A 17,044-nucleotide genomic window follows, 5' to 3' on the forward strand; every position below is an offset into this window, starting at 1 on the left:
GCGACAGTCCGGCGCCCTTGTACGCCCGCGTCAAACAAATGATCACCCAGCAAATCGACAGTGGAAACTGGCCGCCGCACTACCGCGTTCCGTCGGAAAGTGAACTGGTCAGCCAGTTAGGCTTCAGCCGCATGACCATCAACCGCGCCCTGCGCGAGATGACCGCCGACGGTTTGCTGGTGCGTATGCAAGGCGTCGGCACCTTCGTCGCCGAGCCGAAAAGCCAGTCCGCTTTGTTTGAAGTGCACAACATCGCCGACGAAATCGCCTCGCGCGGCCATCGCCACACCTGCAAGGTCATCACGCTGGAAGAAGAGGCCGCCGGTTCCGAGCGCGCACTGGCCCTGGACATGCGCGAAGGCCAGAAGGTCTTTCACTCGCTGATCGTGCATTTCGAAAACGATATCCCGGTGCAAATCGAAGACCGTTTCGTCAATGCGCTGGTCGCTCCGGACTACCTCAAGCAGGATTTCACCCTGCAAACGCCATACGCCTACCTGAACCAGGTGGCACCGCTGACCGAAGGCGAGCACGTGGTCGAGGCGATTCTGGCCGAGGCGTCCGAATGCAAATTGCTGCAGATTGAAAAGGGCGAGCCGTGCCTGCTGATTCGTCGCCGCACTTGGTCTGGCCGCCAGCCGGTGACCGCCGCCCGTTTGATCCACCCCGGTTCCCGTCATCGTCTGGAAGGTCGGTTTCATAAATAGAGAGCCATAAATGAATCAAGTGAAGGTTCTACGCGCAAAAGATTACCCGCGCATGCCGTGGAAGAACGGCGGCGGCAGCACTGAAGAAATCACTCGCGATGCCGGCACCAGCCTCGAAGGTTTCGGCTGGCGCCTGTCGATTGCCGACATTGGCGAGTCGGGCGGGTTTTCCACCTTCGCCGGTTACGAGCGGGTGATCACCGTGCTGCAGGGTGATGGCATGACCTTGTCGGTGGATGGCCAGGCCACACGGCCCTTGTTACCGATCGATCCGTTCGCCTTCAGCGGTGAGAGTCAGGTGTCGTGCACTTTGCTCGGCGGCCCGATTCGCGATTTCAACCTGATCTATGCGCCGCAGCGTTATAGCGCGCGGTTGCAGTGGCTGGACGGCGAACAGCGGTTTTTCAGCTCGGCGGGCAGCGTGTTGGTGTTCAGTGTCACCGAAGCGCTGGCCTTGAAGGTGGGGAACAGCGACGCACAACTGGGTCGCCATGATTGCCTGCAGCTCGACGGTAACGCTGGGCTGCTGGAAATCTCCAGCAATGGCCCGTGCTGTGTGATTGAACTGATCGCACGTTGATTCAACATCCCTTTCGCGGGCAAGCCTCGCTCCTACAGGTTCTATGTCAATCCCCGATCGAGGGACGACAATAATCTGTAGGAGCGAGGCTTGCCCGCGAAGCTTTTCGCTACTCAAACCTGTTCCAGAATGCGCACCACTTTGTTACCGAACGCCCCAGCGTGGCGCAAAACCTCGCTCAAGTAACAACGCTCACACCCCCGCAAAATCCCCCTGAAAAATTTCATCTTCGCCAGAACCCTTGTTCCAGGCGCCTTCCAGCCATTCCAAAAGTTTTCTTGAACAGCCATCCAATAAGTTGGCCGCTTGATTGCATATGCTTGTATGTACAAGTAAAGACGTATGCGTATGAGTCGATCGAGACTCCTCGCAGCGTCCACTGATTCGCTTGTAGCGCGTTGACGCGCACAGGCTGGCTTGCCCACCGCCAGGGTTGGTTTGAATTGATCGCTGAGGAGTCTTTTTCGTGACTGACAATACCCAGAAACCTACCAAGTACCGTAACGTTGAAATTCGTGCCGCACGCGGTAACAAGCTGACCGCCAAGAGCTGGCTGACTGAAGCGCCGCTGCGCATGCTGATGAACAACCTCGACCCTGAAGTCGCCGAGAACCCTAAAGAACTGGTGGTTTACGGTGGTATCGGTCGTGCGGCACGTAACTGGGAATGCTACGACAAGATCGTCGAAAGCCTGACCAACCTGAACGACGACGAGACCCTGCTGGTGCAATCCGGCAAGCCGGTCGGCGTGTTCAAGACCCACGCCAACGCACCCCGCGTACTGATCGCCAACTCCAACCTGGTGCCACACTGGGCGAGCTGGGAACACTTCAACGAACTCGACGCCAAAGGCCTGGCCATGTACGGCCAGATGACTGCCGGCAGCTGGATCTACATCGGCAGCCAGGGCATCGTCCAGGGCACCTACGAAACCTTCGTCGAAGCCGGTCGCCAACACTACAACGATGACCTCAAAGGTCGTTGGGTCCTGACCGCAGGCCTCGGCGGCATGGGCGGCGCTCAACCTCTGGCCGCCACCCTGGCCGGCGCGTGCTCGCTGAACATCGAATGCCAGCAGGTCAGCATCGATTTTCGCCTGAACAGCCGTTACGTCGACGAGCAAGCCAAAGACCTCGACGACGCTCTGGCCCGCATCGAGAAATACACCAAGGAAGGCAAGGCGATCTCCATCGCGCTGCTGGGTAACGCGGCGGAAATCCTGCCGGAACTGGTCAAGCGCGGCGTGCGCCCGGACATGGTCACCGACCAGACCAGCGCCCACGACCCGCTCAATGGTTACCTGCCGGCCGGCTGGACCTGGGAAGAGTACCGCGCTCGCGCCAAGACCGAGCCTGCTGCCGTGGTCAAAGCCGCCAAGCAATCGATGGCTGTGCACGTTAAAGCGATGCTCGAATTCCAGAAAATGGGCATTCCGACCTTCGACTACGGCAACAACATCCGTCAGATGGCCCAGGAAGAAGGCGTGGAAAACGCATTCGACTTCCCAGGTTTCGTACCGGCTTACATCCGTCCGCTGTTCTGCCGTGGCATCGGTCCATTCCGTTGGGCTGCGCTGTCGGGCAACGCTGAAGACATCTACAAGACCGACGCCAAAGTCAAAGAACTGATCCCGGACGACGCCCACCTGCACAACTGGCTGGACATGGCGCGCGAGCGCATCAGCTTCCAGGGGCTGCCGGCACGTATCTGCTGGGTTGGCCTGGGCCTGCGCGCCAAGCTCGGCCTGGCGTTCAATGAAATGGTCCGCAGCGGTGAATTGTCCGCGCCGATCGTGATCGGTCGCGACCACCTGGACTCCGGTTCGGTCGCCAGCCCGAACCGCGAAACCGAATCGATGCAAGACGGTTCCGATGCCGTGTCCGACTGGCCACTGCTCAACGCACTGCTCAACACCGCGAGCGGCGCGACCTGGGTTTCCCTGCACCACGGCGGCGGCGTCGGCATGGGCTTCTCCCAGCACTCGGGCATGGTGATTGTCTGCGACGGTACTGACGAAGCGGCCGAGCGTATTGCTCGCGTTCTGCACAACGACCCGGCGACCGGCGTTATGCGTCACGCCGATGCGGGTTACCAGATCGCGATCGACTGCGCCAAGGAACAAGGCCTGAACCTGCCGATGATCACCGGCAAATAAAACGGGCTTCGGCCTGATGCAATCCCCGTAGGAGCTGTCGAGTGAAACGAGGCTGCGATCTTTTGAAATTGATCTATTAAAAGCAAAAGATCGCAGCCTCGTTTTACTCGACAGCTCCTACAGGGATCTAACTAACAATCCACAGAGGTTGAATCATGGCGGTTAACAGCGAACGTGCAGGCAATAAACCGTTGATCGAGAAACGTTCGATCGACTACATCCCGGAAGCGGAAAGACACGGTCGTCTGTTGAGCCAGTTCACCCTGTGGATGGGTGCCAACCTGCAAATCACCGCGATTGTCACCGGGGCCTTGGCCGTGGTGCTGGGCGGTGATGTGTTCTGGTCGTTGATCGGTCTGTTGATCGGCCAACTGCTCGGCGGTGGCGTGATGGCGTTGCATGCGGCGCAAGGCCCCAAGCTTGGCCTGCCGCAGATGATCTCCAGCCGCGTGCAGTTCGGCGTGTATGGCGCGGCGATCCCGATCGTGCTGGTGTGTTTGATGTACCTCGGTTTCACCGCAACGGGAACCGTGCTTTCCGGCCAGGCGCTGGGCCAGTTGTTTGGCGTCAGCGACAGCGTCGGGATCCTTATCTTCGCCAGTGTCATCGTGCTGGTCACGGTGCTCGGTTATCGGGTGATCCATTGGATTGGCCGTGTTGCCAGTGTCATTGGTGTGATTGCCTTCGTTTATCTGTTCAGTCGTTTGATGAGTCAGACGGACGTTGGCGCACTTCTGCAAATCCGCCACTTCAGCTGGAGCAGCTTCCTGCTCGCGGTGTCGCTCGCGGCGTCCTGGCAGATCGCCTTCGGCCCGTACGTGGCTGACTATTCACGCTACTTGCCAAGCAAGACGTCCTCGGTGAAAACCTTTTTCGCCGCTGGCGCCGGTTCGGTCATTGGCGCACAAGTGGCGATGATCCTCGGTGTGTTCGCGGCCGCGTCGGCCAACGGCCAATTTGCCGGCCACGAAGTCGCCTACATCGTTGGTTTGGGCGGTACTGGTGCCACCGCTGCGCTGCTGTATTTCAGCATCGCGTTCGGCAAGGTCACCATCTCCACCCTGAACTCGTACGGCAGCTTCATGTGCATTGCGACGGTCATCAGCGGTTTCCGTGGTGATCTGAAAGTCACGCGCTTGCAGCGTCTGGTGTTCGTGCTGGTGATCGTCGGTGCGGCGACCCTGATGGCGTTGCTCGGTCAGCACTCGTTCCTCGGTGCGTTCAAGTCTTTCATCCTGTTCTTGCTCGCCTTCTTTACGCCCTGGAGCGCGATCAACCTGGTGGACTACTACTGCATCACCCGCGAGCGCTATGACGTGCCGGCGCTGGCCGATCCGAACGGTCGCTATGGCCGTTGGAACGCCCTCGGTATCAGCGTTTATGTCTTCGGTGTGCTGGTGCAACTGCCGTTCATCTCCACCAAGTTCTACACCGGTCCGCTGGTAGCGGCCCTGGGCGATGTGGATATTTCCTGGATCATCGGCCTGGTGATTCCCGCCGCCCTGTATTACGTGTGCGCGAAAAAATGGCACAGCCCAGTACCCGATCACCTGATTCTGCCAGTCGAGCAGGACAGCCATGCAGCACCTATAACAAGCGGGGCCGGTCGCGCTGCGGCGCAGGCCTGATTGGACGTGGACAGGGCCTGGATGCCTCTTGACTGCCGTAAGCCAATTCATGATTAGGAGCGTCACACAATGAAATCGAACAAGACCCTGCTGACCACATTGCTTTCCATGGGCCTGCTGGCCAGCGCCGGCGCCACTCAGGCGGCGGGTTGGTGCGAGTCGGGCAAACCGGTGAAATTTGCCGGCCTGAACTGGGAAAGCGCCATGCTGCTGACCGACGTGCTGCAAGTCGTGTTGGAGAAAGGCTACGACTGCAAGACTGACAGCCTGCCGGGCAACTCCATCACCATGGAAAACGCCCTGAGCAGCAACGACATTCAAATTTTTGCCGAAGAGTGGGTCGGCCGCAGCGAAGTCTGGAACAAGGCCGAGAAGGCCGGCAAAGTCGTCGGTGTCGGCGCCCCTGTCGTGGGTGCTGTCGAAGGCTGGTACGTGCCACGCTACGTGATCGAAGGCGACGCCAAGCGTAAGCTGGAGCCGAAGGCACCGGACCTGAAAAACATTGCTGACCTGGGCAAATATTCCGCTGTATTCAAGGACGCCGAAGAGCCCTCCAAGGGCCGTTTCTACAACTGCCCGGCGGGCTGGACCTGTGAGCTCGACAACAGCGAAATGCTCAAAAGCTACGGCCTGGAAAGCACCTACACCAACTTCCGTCCGGGCACCGGTCCGGCGCTGGATGCGGCAGTGCTGTCGAGCTACAAGCGTGGCGAGCCGATCCTGTTCTACTACTGGTCGCCAACCCCGCTGATGGGCCAGGTCGACCTGGTCAAGCTCGACGAGAAACCAGGCGTGGACAAGCGCGTGACCATCAAGGTCGGCCTGTCCAAGACGTTCCACGAGCAAGCCCCGGAACTGGTGGCGGTACTGGAAAAGGTCAACCTGCCAATCGACCTGCTGAACCAGAACCTCGGGCGTATGGCCAAAGAGCGGATCGAGTCGCCAAAACTGGCCAAGATCTTCTTGAAGGAACATCCTGAAGTCTGGCACGCATGGGTGAGCGACGACGCAGCCAAGAAAATCGACGCGGCCTTGTAGGTTGAGCCTCTCCGGCTGTCGGCAACGGCAGTCGGACGCTTGATTGCAACCCCTTGATTGAGAGTCTCTTATGTTTCCCGAAAGCTTTACCTTTTCCATCGCCGACTGGGTCAACGGTTGGGTCGATTCGCTGGTCACCAACTACGGCGACGTGTTCCGGCACATCTCCGACACCCTGTTGTGGGCCATCGTCAATCTTGAAGGGCTGCTGCGTGCGGCGCCCTGGTGGCTGATGCTGGCAATCGTGGCGGGCGTTGCCTGGCACGCGACCCGCAAAGTCGTGACCACTGCGGTCATCGTCGGTCTGTTGTTCCTGGTCGGCGCGGTCGGCCTCTGGGACAAGCTGATGCAGACCCTCGCGCTGATGATGGTGGCGACGGTCATTTCCGTGCTGATCGGCATCCCGCTGGGCATTCTCTCGGCGCGCAGCAATCGCCTGCGTTCGGTGCTGATGCCGCTGCTGGACATCATGCAGACCATGCCGAGTTTCGTGTACCTGATCCCGGTGTTGATGCTGTTCGGCCTGGGCAAGGTCCCGGCGATTTTCGCCACCGTGATCTACGCCGCGCCACCGCTGATCCGCCTGACCGATCTGGGCATTCGCCAGGTCGACGGTGAAGTAATGGAAGCCATCAACGCCTTCGGTGCCAACCGCTGGCAGCAACTGTTTGGCGTGCAACTCCCGCTGGCCCTGCCGAGCATCATGGCCGGGATCAACCAGACCACCATGATGGCCCTGTCGATGGTCGTGATTGCCTCGATGATCGGTGCCCGTGGCCTGGGTGAAGACGTGTTGGTGGGGATTCAGACCCTCAACGTTGGACGTGGCCTTGAAGCCGGTCTGGCGATCGTGATTCTGGCAGTGGTGATCGACCGCATTACTCAAGCGTACGGTCGGCCACGGCATGAGGTGAGCAAATGAACAACGAAGCCATCAGCAAAATCGAAGTCAAAAACGTCTTCAAGATTTTCGGCAACCGCTCCAAGGAAGCGTTGGGCATGATCAGCCAGGGCAAAACCAAGGATCAGGTACTGGCCGAAACCGGCTGCGTGGTCGGCGTGAACGACTTGTCGTTGAGCATCGGCACCGGCGAGATCTTCGTGATCATGGGCCTGTCGGGTTCCGGCAAATCCACACTGGTGCGTCACTTCAATCGCCTGATCGACCCGACCAGCGGCGCGATTCTGGTGGATGGCGTGGACATCCTGCAATACGACATGGAAGCCCTGCGCGAATTTCGCCGGCACAAGATCAGCATGGTGTTCCAGAGCTTCGGCCTGCTGCCGCACAAGACCGTCGTGGACAACGTCGCCTACGGCTTGAAAGTGCGTGGCGAGACCAAGCAAATGTGCTCCGAACGCGCGCTGCACTGGATCAACACCGTGGGCCTCAAGGGCTACGAAAACAAATACCCGCATCAGCTCTCGGGCGGCATGCGTCAGCGTGTGGGGCTGGCCCGCGCGTTGGCGGCGGACACCGACATCATCCTGATGGACGAAGCGTTCAGTGCCCTCGACCCGCTGATCCGCGCCGAGATGCAGGACCAGTTGCTGGAGCTGCAAAAGACCCTGCACAAGACCATCGTGTTCATCACCCACGACCTCGACGAGGCCGTGCGCATCGGCAACCGCATTGCGATCCTCAAGGATGGCCGCCTGATTCAGGTCGGCACGCCGCGAGAGATCCTGCATTCGCCGGCGGATGAGTATGTCGACCGGTTCGTCCAGCGGCGGGCGGCGGTGGTTTAACAGATTTGCGGTGATTGGGCGGGCCCCTTCGCGGGCAAGCCTCGCTCCTACAAGTCGCCGTTGCATCCTGTAGGAGCGAGGTTTGCCCGCGAAGGCGTCGGCAAAGCTGCATCAATATTCAAGTTGTACGCACGAGGTCAAAGATGTCCCAGGCTGAAAAAATCGTTATCGCCGACGCCCCGTTGCGTTGGCAGGATGTGGTTGCCGTAGCCCGCCATGGCGCCCAGCTCGAGCTGTCGGCCCAGACCTGGGCGCGGATCGAAAATGCCCAGGCGATCGTCCAGCGCATCGTCGTCAGCGGCGAACGCGCCTATGGCGTCAACACCGGCCTCGGCGCCTTGTGCAACGTCTCGCTCAAAGACGAGCAACTCAGCCAACTGTCGCGCAACACGCTGCTCAGCCACGCCTGCGGCGTCGGCGCGCCATTGGCCGACGAACAGACCCGCGCGATTATCTGCGCTGCCATTCGGAACTACAGCCAGGGCAAATCCGGCATCCATCGCCAGGTCGTCGAAGCACTGCTGGCGCTGCTCAATCGCGGCATCACCCCGCAAGTGCCGTCCCAGGGTTCGGTTGGTTACCTGACCCACATGGCGCACATCAGCATCGCGCTGCTGGGCGTCGGCAATGTCAGCTATCGCGGGCAGATCGTTTCCGCGCAACAAGCACTGGCCGAAGAAGGCCTACAACCGGTGCAACTGGGTGCCAAAGATGGCTTGTGCCTGGTCAACGGCACGCCGTGCATGACCGGCCTCAGCTGCCTGGCGCTGGCCGACGCCACCCGTCTGCTGCAATGGGCCGACGTGATCGGCGCCATGAGCTTTGAAGCCCAGCGCGGGCAGATCGCCGCGTTCGATGCCGAGATCATTGCGCTCAAGCCGCATCCGGGCATGCAGCAAGTCGGCATCAACCTGCGGGCGTTGTTGGATGGCAGTGAAGTGATTGCTTCGAGCAAAGGCATTCGCACCCAGGATGCGCTGAGCATCCGTTCGATTCCGCAAGTTCACGGCGCCGCTCGCGATCAGCTTGAGCACGCCAGAAAGCAGATCGAAACCGAACTCAACTCCGTCACCGACAACCCGATGTTGCTGGGCACGCCGGACAACTTCCGGGTGATGTCCCAGGCCAACCCGCACGGCCAGTCAGTGGCATTGGCGGCAGATTTGCTGGCCATCGCGATGGCCGAAATCGGCTCCATCGCCGAGCGTCGCCTCGACCGTTTGATCAACCCGCACGTCAGCGGTCTGCCGGCATTCCTGGTGGCCAATCCGGGAGTCAATTCCGGGATGATGATCGTCCAGTACGTTGCCGCTTCGCTGTGTGCGGAAAACCGCCAATTGGCGCAACCGGCAGTGCTCGACAACTACGTCACCTCGGGCCTGCAGGAAGATCACCTGAGCATGGGCACCAACGCGGCGCTGAAGCTGCACCGTGCCCTGGAGAACTGCACGCAGATCCTCGCCATCGAGTACCTGCTGGCGGCCCAGGCATTTGAATTCCTCAAAGAACAACGCTTCGGCGCCGGCACCGATGCCGCCTGGCGTCTGCTGCGCGAGCGGGTTCCGGCCTACGACCAGGACCGCTGGCTGGCTCCGGACATCGCCGCCGCTGCCGGCGTGTTGAAAGACCCGATTTTGCTGCACAAGGCTTTACCGAATCTGAACTGATTCCCACCACACCAGCGTGCCAAGGCGCGGCTCCCCAAAAGTGAGACGCGACGGACAACGGACATCTCCGGAGCGTCTGGTGAGTTAATAAAAGACTCTCAAAAGGAGAATGATGTGACTGCGCTTAATTTGATTCCCGGCCAACTGAGCCTTGCCCAACTGCGTGATATCTATCAGCAGCCGGTCAAAATCACCCTCGACAACAGCGCATCGGCCCAGATCGAAGCCAGCGTTGCCTGCGTGGAACAGATCCTCGCCGAGAACCGCACTGCCTACGGCATCAACACCGGTTTCGGCCTGTTGGCTTCGACCCGCATTGCCAGCGAAGACCTGGAAAACCTGCAGCGCTCGCTGGTCCTGTCCCACGCCGCCGGCGTCGGCGAGCCGATCAGCGACGCGCTGGTGCGACTGGTCATGGTGCTCAAGGTCAACAGCCTGAGCCGTGGTTTTTCGGGCATTCGTCGCAAGGTCATCGACGCCCTGATCGCGCTGATCAACGCCGAGGTTTACCCGCACATTCCATTGAAAGGTTCGGTCGGTGCATCGGGCGATTTGGCGCCATTGGCCCACATGTCGCTGGTGCTGCTGGGCGAAGGCAAGGCTCGCTACAAGGGCGAGTGGATGGAAGCCACCGAAGCGCTGAAAATCGCCGGCCTGACGCCGCTGACTCTGGCCGCGAAAGAAGGCCTGGCGCTGCTCAACGGTACTCAGGTGTCCACCGCTTATGCATTGCGCGGTCTGATCGAAGGTGAAGACCTGTTCGCCGGTGCCGTGGCGCTGGGTGCCCTGACCGTTGAAGCGGTATTGGGCTCGCGCTCGCCGTTCGACGCACGCATCCACGCCGCTCGCGGCCAGAAAGGCCAGATCGACGCCGCGGCCGCTTACCGCGATCTGCTGGGTGAGCGCAGCGAAGTGTCCGACTCGCACCAGAACTGCGAAAAGGTCCAGGACCCGTACTCCCTGCGCTGCCAGCCGCAAGTCATGGGCGCGTGCCTGACCCAGTTCCGCCAGGCTGCCGAAGTGTTGGTCATTGAAGCCAACGCTGTTTCGGATAACCCGCTGGTGTTCGCCGCTGAAGGCGACGTGATCTCCGGCGGTAACTTCCACGCCGAACCGGTGGCCATGGCCGCTGACAACATGGCGCTGGCCATCGCTGAAATCGGCTCCCTGAGCGAGCGTCGTATCTCGCTGATGATGGACAAGCACATGTCGCAACTGCCGCCGTTCCTGGTGGCCAATGGCGGCGTGAACTCCGGCTTCATGATTGCCCAGGTGACGGCGGCGGCATTGGCCAGCGAGAACAAGGCACTGTCCCATCCGCATTCGGTGGACAGCCTGCCGACGTCGGCCAACCAGGAAGACCACGTGTCCATGGCCCCGGCGGCGGGCAAGCGCCTGTGGGAAATGGCCGAGAACACTCGCGGTGTTCTGGCGGTTGAATGGCTGGCTGCGTGCCAGGGCCTGGATCTGCGTGAGGGCTTGAAGACCTCGGCGAAACTTGAACAGGCACGGGCGATCCTGCGCAAAGAAGTACCGTTCTATGAGAAGGATCGCTTCTTTGCTCCGGACATCAACGCGGCGAGCGAGTTGTTGGCCACCCGTTGCCTGAACGAGCTGGTCGTGGCGAAGTTGCTGCCTAGCCTGTAATGGTTCCAATGTAGGAGCTGCCGCAGGCTGCGATCTTTTGATCTTGCTTTTTAAAAGATCGCAGCCTCGTTGCACTCGACAGCTCCTACAGGAGGTGATTCGGTTTGGCGTCGAATAAAAATAATTAGGGACGAGCAATGCAACAGCAAACAAAAGGACTCAAACGCGGGCTTTCTGCCCGACATATTCGCTTCATGGCGCTGGGGTCGGCGATCGGCACCGGGCTGTTTTACGGTTCTGCCTCGGCCATTCAGATGGCCGGGCCTGCGGTGCTGCTGGCTTATTTGATCGGTGGCGCGGCGGTGTTCATGGTCATGCGCGCCCTCGGTGAGATGGCGGTGCACAACCCGGTCGCCGGCTCGTTCGGCCAGTACGCCAGCACCTATCTGGGGCCGATGGCGGGCTTTATCCTCGGTTGGACCTACGCGTTCGAAATGGTCATCGTCGGCATGGCCGATGTCACCGCGTTCGGTATTTACATGGGCTTCTGGTTTCCGGAAGTCGATCGCTGGATCTGGGTCCTGGGCATCGTCTCGGTGGTTGGCGGCCTGAACCTGTGCAACGTCAAAGTCTTTGGCGAAATGGAGTTCTGGCTGTCGTTGCTCAAGGTCGCGGCCATCGTCGCGATGATCCTCGGCGGTTTCGGCATCATGCTGTTCGGCATCAGCAGTGCGCCCGGCGCCCAGGCGACCGACATCAGCAACCTCTGGAGCCATGGCGGCTTCATGCCCAACGGCGTGGGTGGCCTGATCGCTTCGTTCGCGGTGGTGATGTTTGCGTTCGGCGGCATTGAGATCATCGGCGTAACGGCCGGTGAAGCCAAAGACCCGCAGCGCGTGCTGCCCCGGGCGATCAATGCCGTGCCGTTGCGTATTTTGCTGTTCTACGTGCTGACCATGTTCGTACTGATGTCGATTTTTCCATGGCAGCAGATCGGCAGCCAGGGCAGCCCGTTCGTGCAGATTTTCGACAACCTGGGGATCAGCTCGGCGGCGACTATTCTGAATATCGTGGTGATCTCGGCGGCGATTTCAGCCATTAACAGCGACATCTTCGGCGCTGGCCGGATGATGTACGGCCTGGCCCAGCAAGGGCATGCGCCCAAGGGCTTTGCCAAGCTGTCGCGCAATGGCGTGCCGTGGATGACGGTGGTGGTGATGAGCGGCGCATTGCTGCTGGGCGTGCTGTTGAACTACCTGATTCCGGAAAACGTCTTTCTGTTGATCGCTTCCATCGCGACCTTTGCGACGGTGTGGGTCTGGTTGATGATTTTGCTCACTCAGGTGGCGATGCGTCGTTCGATGAGTAGCGAACAGGTCGCGCAACTGAAATTCCCGGTGCCGTTCTGGCCGTATGCGCCGATGGCGGCGATTGCCTTCATGCTGTTCATCTTCGGCGTGCTGGGCTATTTCCCGGACACCCAGGCGGCGTTGATCGTCGGCGTGGTCTGGATTGCTTTGCTGGTGCTGGCTTACCTGACGTGGGTCAAACCTGCGGCAGGGCAAGCAGCACGGGTGGAGCAGGAACCTTCTTTTTCACATCGATAACCTAACGGAGGCCACGGATGAAAACGCTCTGGCAACACTGCCACGTCGCAACCATGGCGCAAGGCGTCTACTCGATCATCGAGGATGCGGCCATCGTGACGTCAGGTGCGCACATTGAGTGGATCGGCCCGCGCGGCGAATTGCCGGCGGGTGAGTACTCGGCCACCAACGATCTGCAAGGCGCCTGGGTCACGCCGGGCCTGATCGACTGCCACACCCACACGGTGTTCGGCGGTAACCGCAGCGGCGAATTCGAACAGCGCCTGCAAGGCGTCAGCTATTCGGAAATCGCCGCGGCCGGTGGTGGCATTGCCAGCACCGTTCGCGCCACCCGCGCAGCGACCGAAGACGAGTTGTTCGCCAGTGCCGCCAAGCGTCTGAAAAGCTTGCTGCGCGACGGCGTGACCACGGTCGAGATGAAATCCGGCTACGGCCTCGACCTCGCCAGCGAACGCAAGATTTTGCGGGTGATCCGTCGCCTCGGCGCCGAACTGCCGGTCAGCGTGCGCAGCACCTGCCTGGCGGCTCACGCCTTGCCGCCGGAATACGCCGATCGCGCCGACGACTACATCGAGCACATCTGCGCTGAAATGCTCCCGGCCCTGGCTGCCGAAGGGCTGGTGGATGCGGTGGACGCGTTCTGCGAATACCTGGCGTTTTCCCCGGCGCAGGTCGAGCGGGTGTTCATCACTGCACAAGAACTGGGCTTGCCGGTGAAGCTGCATGCCGAGCAATTGTCGTCCCTGCACGGGTCGAGCCTGGCGGCGCGTTATCACGCCCTGTCGGCTGATCACCTGGAGTTCATGGACGAAGACGACGCTATCGCCATGGCCAAGTCCGGCACCGTCGCGGTGTTGCTGCCCGGCGCGTTCTACTTCCTGCGGGAAACCCAGTTGCCGCCGATGGACGCGCTGCGCAAACACGGCGTGAAAATCGCCATCGCCAGCGACCTCAACCCCGGCACCTCGCCCGCGTTGTCGTTGCGCCTGATGTTGAACATGGCGTGCACCTGCTTCCGCATGACCCCGGAAGAAGCGTTGGCCGGCGCGACTATTCACGCCGCCACCGCATTGGGCCTGGCCGAGACTCACGGCTCGCTGGAAGTCGGCAAGGTCGCGGATTTCGTCGCCTGGCAAATCGATCGTCCCGCCGACCTGTCGTACTGGCTGGGCGGCGACCTGGAAAAACGCGTCGTGCGTCACGGCGTCGAAACAAGCGTTTAGGAGAACAGTTGTGGATAAGGTTCTGAACTTCAAACAAGGCCGCGTGCCGCTGCTGATCAGCATGCCCCACGCGGGCCTGCGCCTGACCCCGGCCGTAGAAGCCGGGTTGATCCCCGACGCGAAAAGCCTGCCGGACACTGACTGGCACATTCCAAAACTTTACGAGTTTGCCGCCGAGCTGGGTGCCAGCACGTTGGCGGCCGAGTATTCGCGGTTTGTCATCGACCTGAACCGACCGTCCGACGACAAGCCTCTGTACGTTGGCGCGACCACCGGTTTGTATCCGGCAACGCTGTTCGACGGCATCCCGCTGTTCCGCGAGGGGCTGGAGCCTTCGAAAGAAGAGCGCGCGAGCTATCTGGAGCAGATCTGGACGCCGTACCACAGCACGTTGCAGAACGAACTGGCGCGACTGAAAGCCGAGTTCGGCTATGCACTGCTGTTCGACGCGCACTCGATCCGTTCGATCATCCCGCACCTGTTCGACGGCAAGCTGCCGGACTTCAACCTTGGCACCTTCAACGGCGCCAGTTGCGATCCGCAGTTGGCGACTCAACTGGAAGCGATCTGCGCCAGGCACGCCGATTACAGCCATGTGCTGAACGGTCGCTTCAAGGGCGGCCACATCACCCGGCATTACGGCAACCCGGCCGAGAACATCCATGCGGTGCAACTGGAGCTGGGCCAGTGCACGTACATGGAAGAGTTCGAGCCGTTCCGCTTTCGCCCGGATCTGGCCGAGCCGACGCAAGGGGTACTCAAGGAATTGCTGCAAGGCCTGCTCGCCTGGGGCGAGCAACACTACAAACGCTAAACCCCTGTGGGAGCGAGCCTGCTCGCGATAGCGGTGTGTCAGTTGACATCAATGTTGGCTGACCCACCGCTATCGCGAGCAGGCTCGCTCCCACAGGTTGGTGTTTGCATAACAGTCGCCACCGTGCAAAACACGGTCGCCACAGTTCGCTTTTACCGCTCGTCTGCTGCGTAATGTTTGGCCCACGGTGCACAAAGACACCGGCCCGACAATAATCCGCTGCCGCACGAGACTCTCCCAATGAAAAGACTGTTCACCCGCTGTCTCTCCATCCTCTGCGGCACGGCTCTTCTGAGCACCAGCGTTCTGGCCAGTGACGACGCTTCCTGCAAGGCCGTGCGCATGGGCGTGGTCAACTGGACCGACGTGATCGCCACCAGCGGCATGGCCGATGTGTTGCTCAACGGCCTCGGCTACGAAAGCAAGCAAACCAGCGCCGTGCAGCAAATCATCTTCGCCGGCATCCGCGACAAGCGCCTCGACATCTTCCTCGGTTACTGGAAACCGGCGATGGACAAGAACATCGCACCGTTCATCGCCGCCAATCAAGTGAAGGTCATGGACAAACCGAGCCTGGCCGACGCCCAAGCCACCCTCGCCGTGCCGGATTACGTCGCCGCAGCTGGACTGAAAACTTTCGCTGACATCGCCAGATTCCAAGACAAACTCGGCGGCAAGATCTACGGCATCGAGCCGGGCAGCGGTGCCAACACCACCATCAAAACCATGATCGAGACCAATCACTTCGGCTTGAAGGACTTCAAACTGATCGAGTCCGGTGAAGCCGGCATGCTTGCCGCCGTGCAGCGTGCGGTGAATCGCAAGGAGTTCGTGGTGTTTGTCGGTTGGACCCCGCACCCGATGAACATCAACATGAAGATCGCCTACCTGACCGGCAGCGAAGACGTCTACGGCCCGAATGAAGGCGCGGCCACCGTCTCCACCGTGACCGCCCCGGACTACGCCCAGCGCTGCCCGAACGTGAATCGTCTGCTGGAAAACCTGACCTTCACCGCCGCCCTGGAAAGCCAGTTGATGGTGCCGATCATGGAGCGCAAGACGCCTCAGGACGTTGCCAGGCAATGGCTGCGCGATAATCCGCAGGATCTGCAGCGCTGGCTCGCCGGCGTCAGCAGTTTCGATGGCAAAGACGGCGTAGCCACCGTTCAAGCCAGCTTGAAAAACTGACACCAGCACCCTGTAGGAGCGAGCTCGCTCGCGATAAACCCGAGAGCGCCGCGGGGTATCGGGCTTCCCGCGTTATCGTTGTCGATTATCGCGAGCAAGCTCGCTCCTACAGGGGCCCTACATTTCCCTGAACGGGCACTTGGCTTATGGCTCCTTATCCGCTTTCTGAACAGATGACGGCTTTTGTCGAGAAAACCGTCAGCTTCAACAGCACCGACAGCAGTCTCGCCGGATTGCGTCAGGCCTACAGCGAGATGTGCCGGGCGTTCACGCCGCCACGTCCTGCCGGGCTTTACGTGGTCGATTTTGAATTGGCTGGCGTGCTCGTGCGGTCTTATCAGCCGCCGGTTCCGCCATCGACCCACGGTGACCCGTGCATCGTCTATCTGCATGGCGGCGGTTGGGTGGTAGGGGACCTGGATTCCCACGACTTCATCTGCGCCGAACTGGCGTCAACGCTCGGTGTGTTGGTGATCGCCCTCGACTACCGCCTGGCGCCGGAGCATCCGTTTCCGGCGGCGTTCAACGATTGTCTCAAAGTCTGGCGAGCGCTGCGCACGGGGCCGTTCCGGCTCGATCCGGCACGCACACTGGTGGCGGGCGACAGTGCCGGCGGCAATCTCGCCGCCGCGTTGTGTCTGGCGCTGCGCGATGCTGGCGAACCGGTGCCCTGCGCGCAGGTGTTGATTTACCCGGGGCTGGGTGGCGATCACACGCTGCCGTCGCGCAGCGAATGCATCGACGCTCCATTGCTCAGCAGCAGTGACGTGGACTGTTATCACGCGTTGTATTTGCGCGGCACCCGACAGCCGGGTGCCTATGCGATGCCATTGCTCGCCAACGATTACAGCGGCCTGCCGCCCGCGTTGATCGCCGTGGCGCAGTTTGACCCGCTGCGCGATGACGGTGTGCGCTACGCCGAACGACTGAACGCCGCTGGCGTGGCGGCGACACTTTATTACGGGGAAGGGCTGGTTCATGGCTGTTTACGCGCTCGGGGGCAGGTCGCCGAGGTCGACGCACTCTATGAAACCCTTTTCAGCTATTTAACTGAAAAAAAACTGACGGCAAAACTCTGACTCTGCAAGGGCATGCTCATTG

The 17,044-nt window shown here is 60.7% G+C and carries 14 protein-coding genes; all 14 read left to right on the plus strand.

Annotated features, from left to right (window positions below; all coding sequences use genetic code 11):
• Positions 1–38 precede the first annotated feature (38 nt).
• The 14 genes from hutC to ACIPL2_RS21570 all read left to right on the plus strand — a co-directional run bounded on the left by hutC (position 39) and on the right by ACIPL2_RS21570 (position 17,022).
• Positions 39–707, plus strand: a complete 669-nt coding sequence (gene hutC / locus ACIPL2_RS21505; RefSeq protein ID WP_231987162.1) for a histidine utilization repressor — start codon at positions 39–41, stop codon at positions 705–707.
• 10 nt (positions 708–717) lie between these two features.
• Entirely contained in the window at positions 718–1,287 is a 570-nt protein-coding gene (locus tag ACIPL2_RS21510; RefSeq protein ID WP_401359408.1) for a HutD family protein, read from the plus strand.
• Positions 1,288–1,753: 466 nt separating this feature from the next.
• Complete coding sequence (gene hutU / locus ACIPL2_RS21515; RefSeq protein ID WP_401359410.1) at positions 1,754–3,442, plus strand: urocanate hydratase; 1,689 nt, start codon at positions 1,754–1,756, stop codon at positions 3,440–3,442.
• Positions 3,443–3,597: 155 nt separating this feature from the next.
• Positions 3,598–5,070 (plus strand): purine-cytosine permease family protein, encoded by a 1,473-nt coding sequence (locus ACIPL2_RS21520; protein WP_401359412.1) that lies wholly within the window; start codon positions 3,598–3,600, stop codon positions 5,068–5,070.
• A gap of 69 nt (positions 5,071–5,139) precedes the next feature.
• The gene (locus ACIPL2_RS21525; protein ID WP_401359415.1) at positions 5,140–6,108 is read left to right on the plus strand and encodes an ABC transporter substrate-binding protein; all 969 of its coding nucleotides are present in this window, start codon (positions 5,140–5,142) and stop codon (positions 6,106–6,108) included.
• Positions 6,109–6,178: 70 nt separating this feature from the next.
• Positions 6,179–7,030, plus strand: a complete 852-nt coding sequence (locus tag ACIPL2_RS21530; protein ID WP_010464518.1) for a proline/glycine betaine ABC transporter permease — start codon at positions 6,179–6,181, stop codon at positions 7,028–7,030.
• The gene (locus tag ACIPL2_RS21535) at positions 7,027–7,857 is read left to right on the plus strand and encodes a glycine betaine/L-proline ABC transporter ATP-binding protein (protein WP_059406439.1); all 831 of its coding nucleotides are present in this window, start codon (positions 7,027–7,029) and stop codon (positions 7,855–7,857) included. Before ACIPL2_RS21530 ends, ACIPL2_RS21535 begins: the two co-directional genes overlap by 4 nt.
• 143 nt (positions 7,858–8,000) lie before the next feature.
• The gene (gene hutH / locus ACIPL2_RS21540) at positions 8,001–9,524 is read left to right on the plus strand and encodes a histidine ammonia-lyase (protein WP_401359419.1); all 1,524 of its coding nucleotides are present in this window, start codon (positions 8,001–8,003) and stop codon (positions 9,522–9,524) included.
• Positions 9,525–9,638: 114 nt separating this feature from the next.
• Positions 9,639–11,171: a histidine ammonia-lyase gene (gene hutH, locus ACIPL2_RS21545; RefSeq protein ID WP_401359421.1), complete on the plus strand. Its 1,533-nt coding sequence runs from the start codon at positions 9,639–9,641 to the stop codon at positions 11,169–11,171.
• A gap of 137 nt (positions 11,172–11,308) precedes the next feature.
• Positions 11,309–12,718 carry an amino acid permease gene (locus tag ACIPL2_RS21550; protein ID WP_401359424.1) on the plus strand — a complete coding sequence of 470 codons (1,410 nt, stop codon included), beginning with the start codon at positions 11,309–11,311 and terminating at the stop codon, positions 12,716–12,718.
• A gap of 17 nt (positions 12,719–12,735) precedes the next feature.
• A complete protein-coding gene (gene hutI / locus ACIPL2_RS21555) occupies positions 12,736–13,941 on the plus strand; it encodes an imidazolonepropionase (RefSeq protein WP_401359426.1) in 1,206 nt (401 codons plus the stop codon).
• Between the two features lie 10 nt (positions 13,942–13,951).
• Positions 13,952–14,755: an N-formylglutamate deformylase gene (gene hutG / locus ACIPL2_RS21560; RefSeq protein WP_401359430.1), complete on the plus strand. Its 804-nt coding sequence runs from the start codon at positions 13,952–13,954 to the stop codon at positions 14,753–14,755.
• Positions 14,756–14,995: 240 nt separating this feature from the next.
• A complete protein-coding gene (locus tag ACIPL2_RS21565; RefSeq protein ID WP_401359432.1) occupies positions 14,996–15,943 on the plus strand; it encodes a choline ABC transporter substrate-binding protein in 948 nt (315 codons plus the stop codon).
• Between the two features lie 146 nt (positions 15,944–16,089).
• Positions 16,090–17,022, plus strand: coding sequence for an alpha/beta hydrolase (locus ACIPL2_RS21570; RefSeq protein WP_401359434.1), 933 nt, complete (start codon positions 16,090–16,092; stop codon positions 17,020–17,022).
• The last annotated feature ends 22 nt before the right edge of the window (positions 17,023–17,044 follow it).

The organism is Pseudomonas sp. NPDC086251 (genome assembly GCF_044746405.1).
Taxonomy (GTDB): Bacteria; Pseudomonadota; Gammaproteobacteria; order Pseudomonadales; family Pseudomonadaceae; genus Aquipseudomonas.

Coding starts and splice junctions, on each gene's coding strand:
- ACIPL2_RS21570 (WP_401359434.1), top strand. CDS start 16,090: ATGGCTCCTTATCCGCTTTCTGAACAGATGACGGCTTTTGTCGAGAAA.
- hutC (WP_231987162.1), top strand. CDS start 39: ATGATCACCCAGCAAATCGACAGTGGAAACTGGCCGCCGCACTACCGC.
- ACIPL2_RS21525 (WP_401359415.1), top strand. CDS start 5,140: ATGAAATCGAACAAGACCCTGCTGACCACATTGCTTTCCATGGGCCTG.
- ACIPL2_RS21510 (WP_401359408.1), top strand. CDS start 718: ATGAATCAAGTGAAGGTTCTACGCGCAAAAGATTACCCGCGCATGCCG.
- hutI (WP_401359426.1), top strand. CDS start 12,736: ATGAAAACGCTCTGGCAACACTGCCACGTCGCAACCATGGCGCAAGGC.
- ACIPL2_RS21565 (WP_401359432.1), top strand. CDS start 14,996: ATGAAAAGACTGTTCACCCGCTGTCTCTCCATCCTCTGCGGCACGGCT.
- ACIPL2_RS21530 (WP_010464518.1), top strand. CDS start 6,179: ATGTTTCCCGAAAGCTTTACCTTTTCCATCGCCGACTGGGTCAACGGT.
- hutH (WP_401359419.1), top strand. CDS start 8,001: ATGTCCCAGGCTGAAAAAATCGTTATCGCCGACGCCCCGTTGCGTTGG.
- ACIPL2_RS21535 (WP_059406439.1), top strand. CDS start 7,027: ATGAACAACGAAGCCATCAGCAAAATCGAAGTCAAAAACGTCTTCAAG.
- ACIPL2_RS21550 (WP_401359424.1), top strand. CDS start 11,309: ATGCAACAGCAAACAAAAGGACTCAAACGCGGGCTTTCTGCCCGACAT.
- ACIPL2_RS21520 (WP_401359412.1), top strand. CDS start 3,598: ATGGCGGTTAACAGCGAACGTGCAGGCAATAAACCGTTGATCGAGAAA.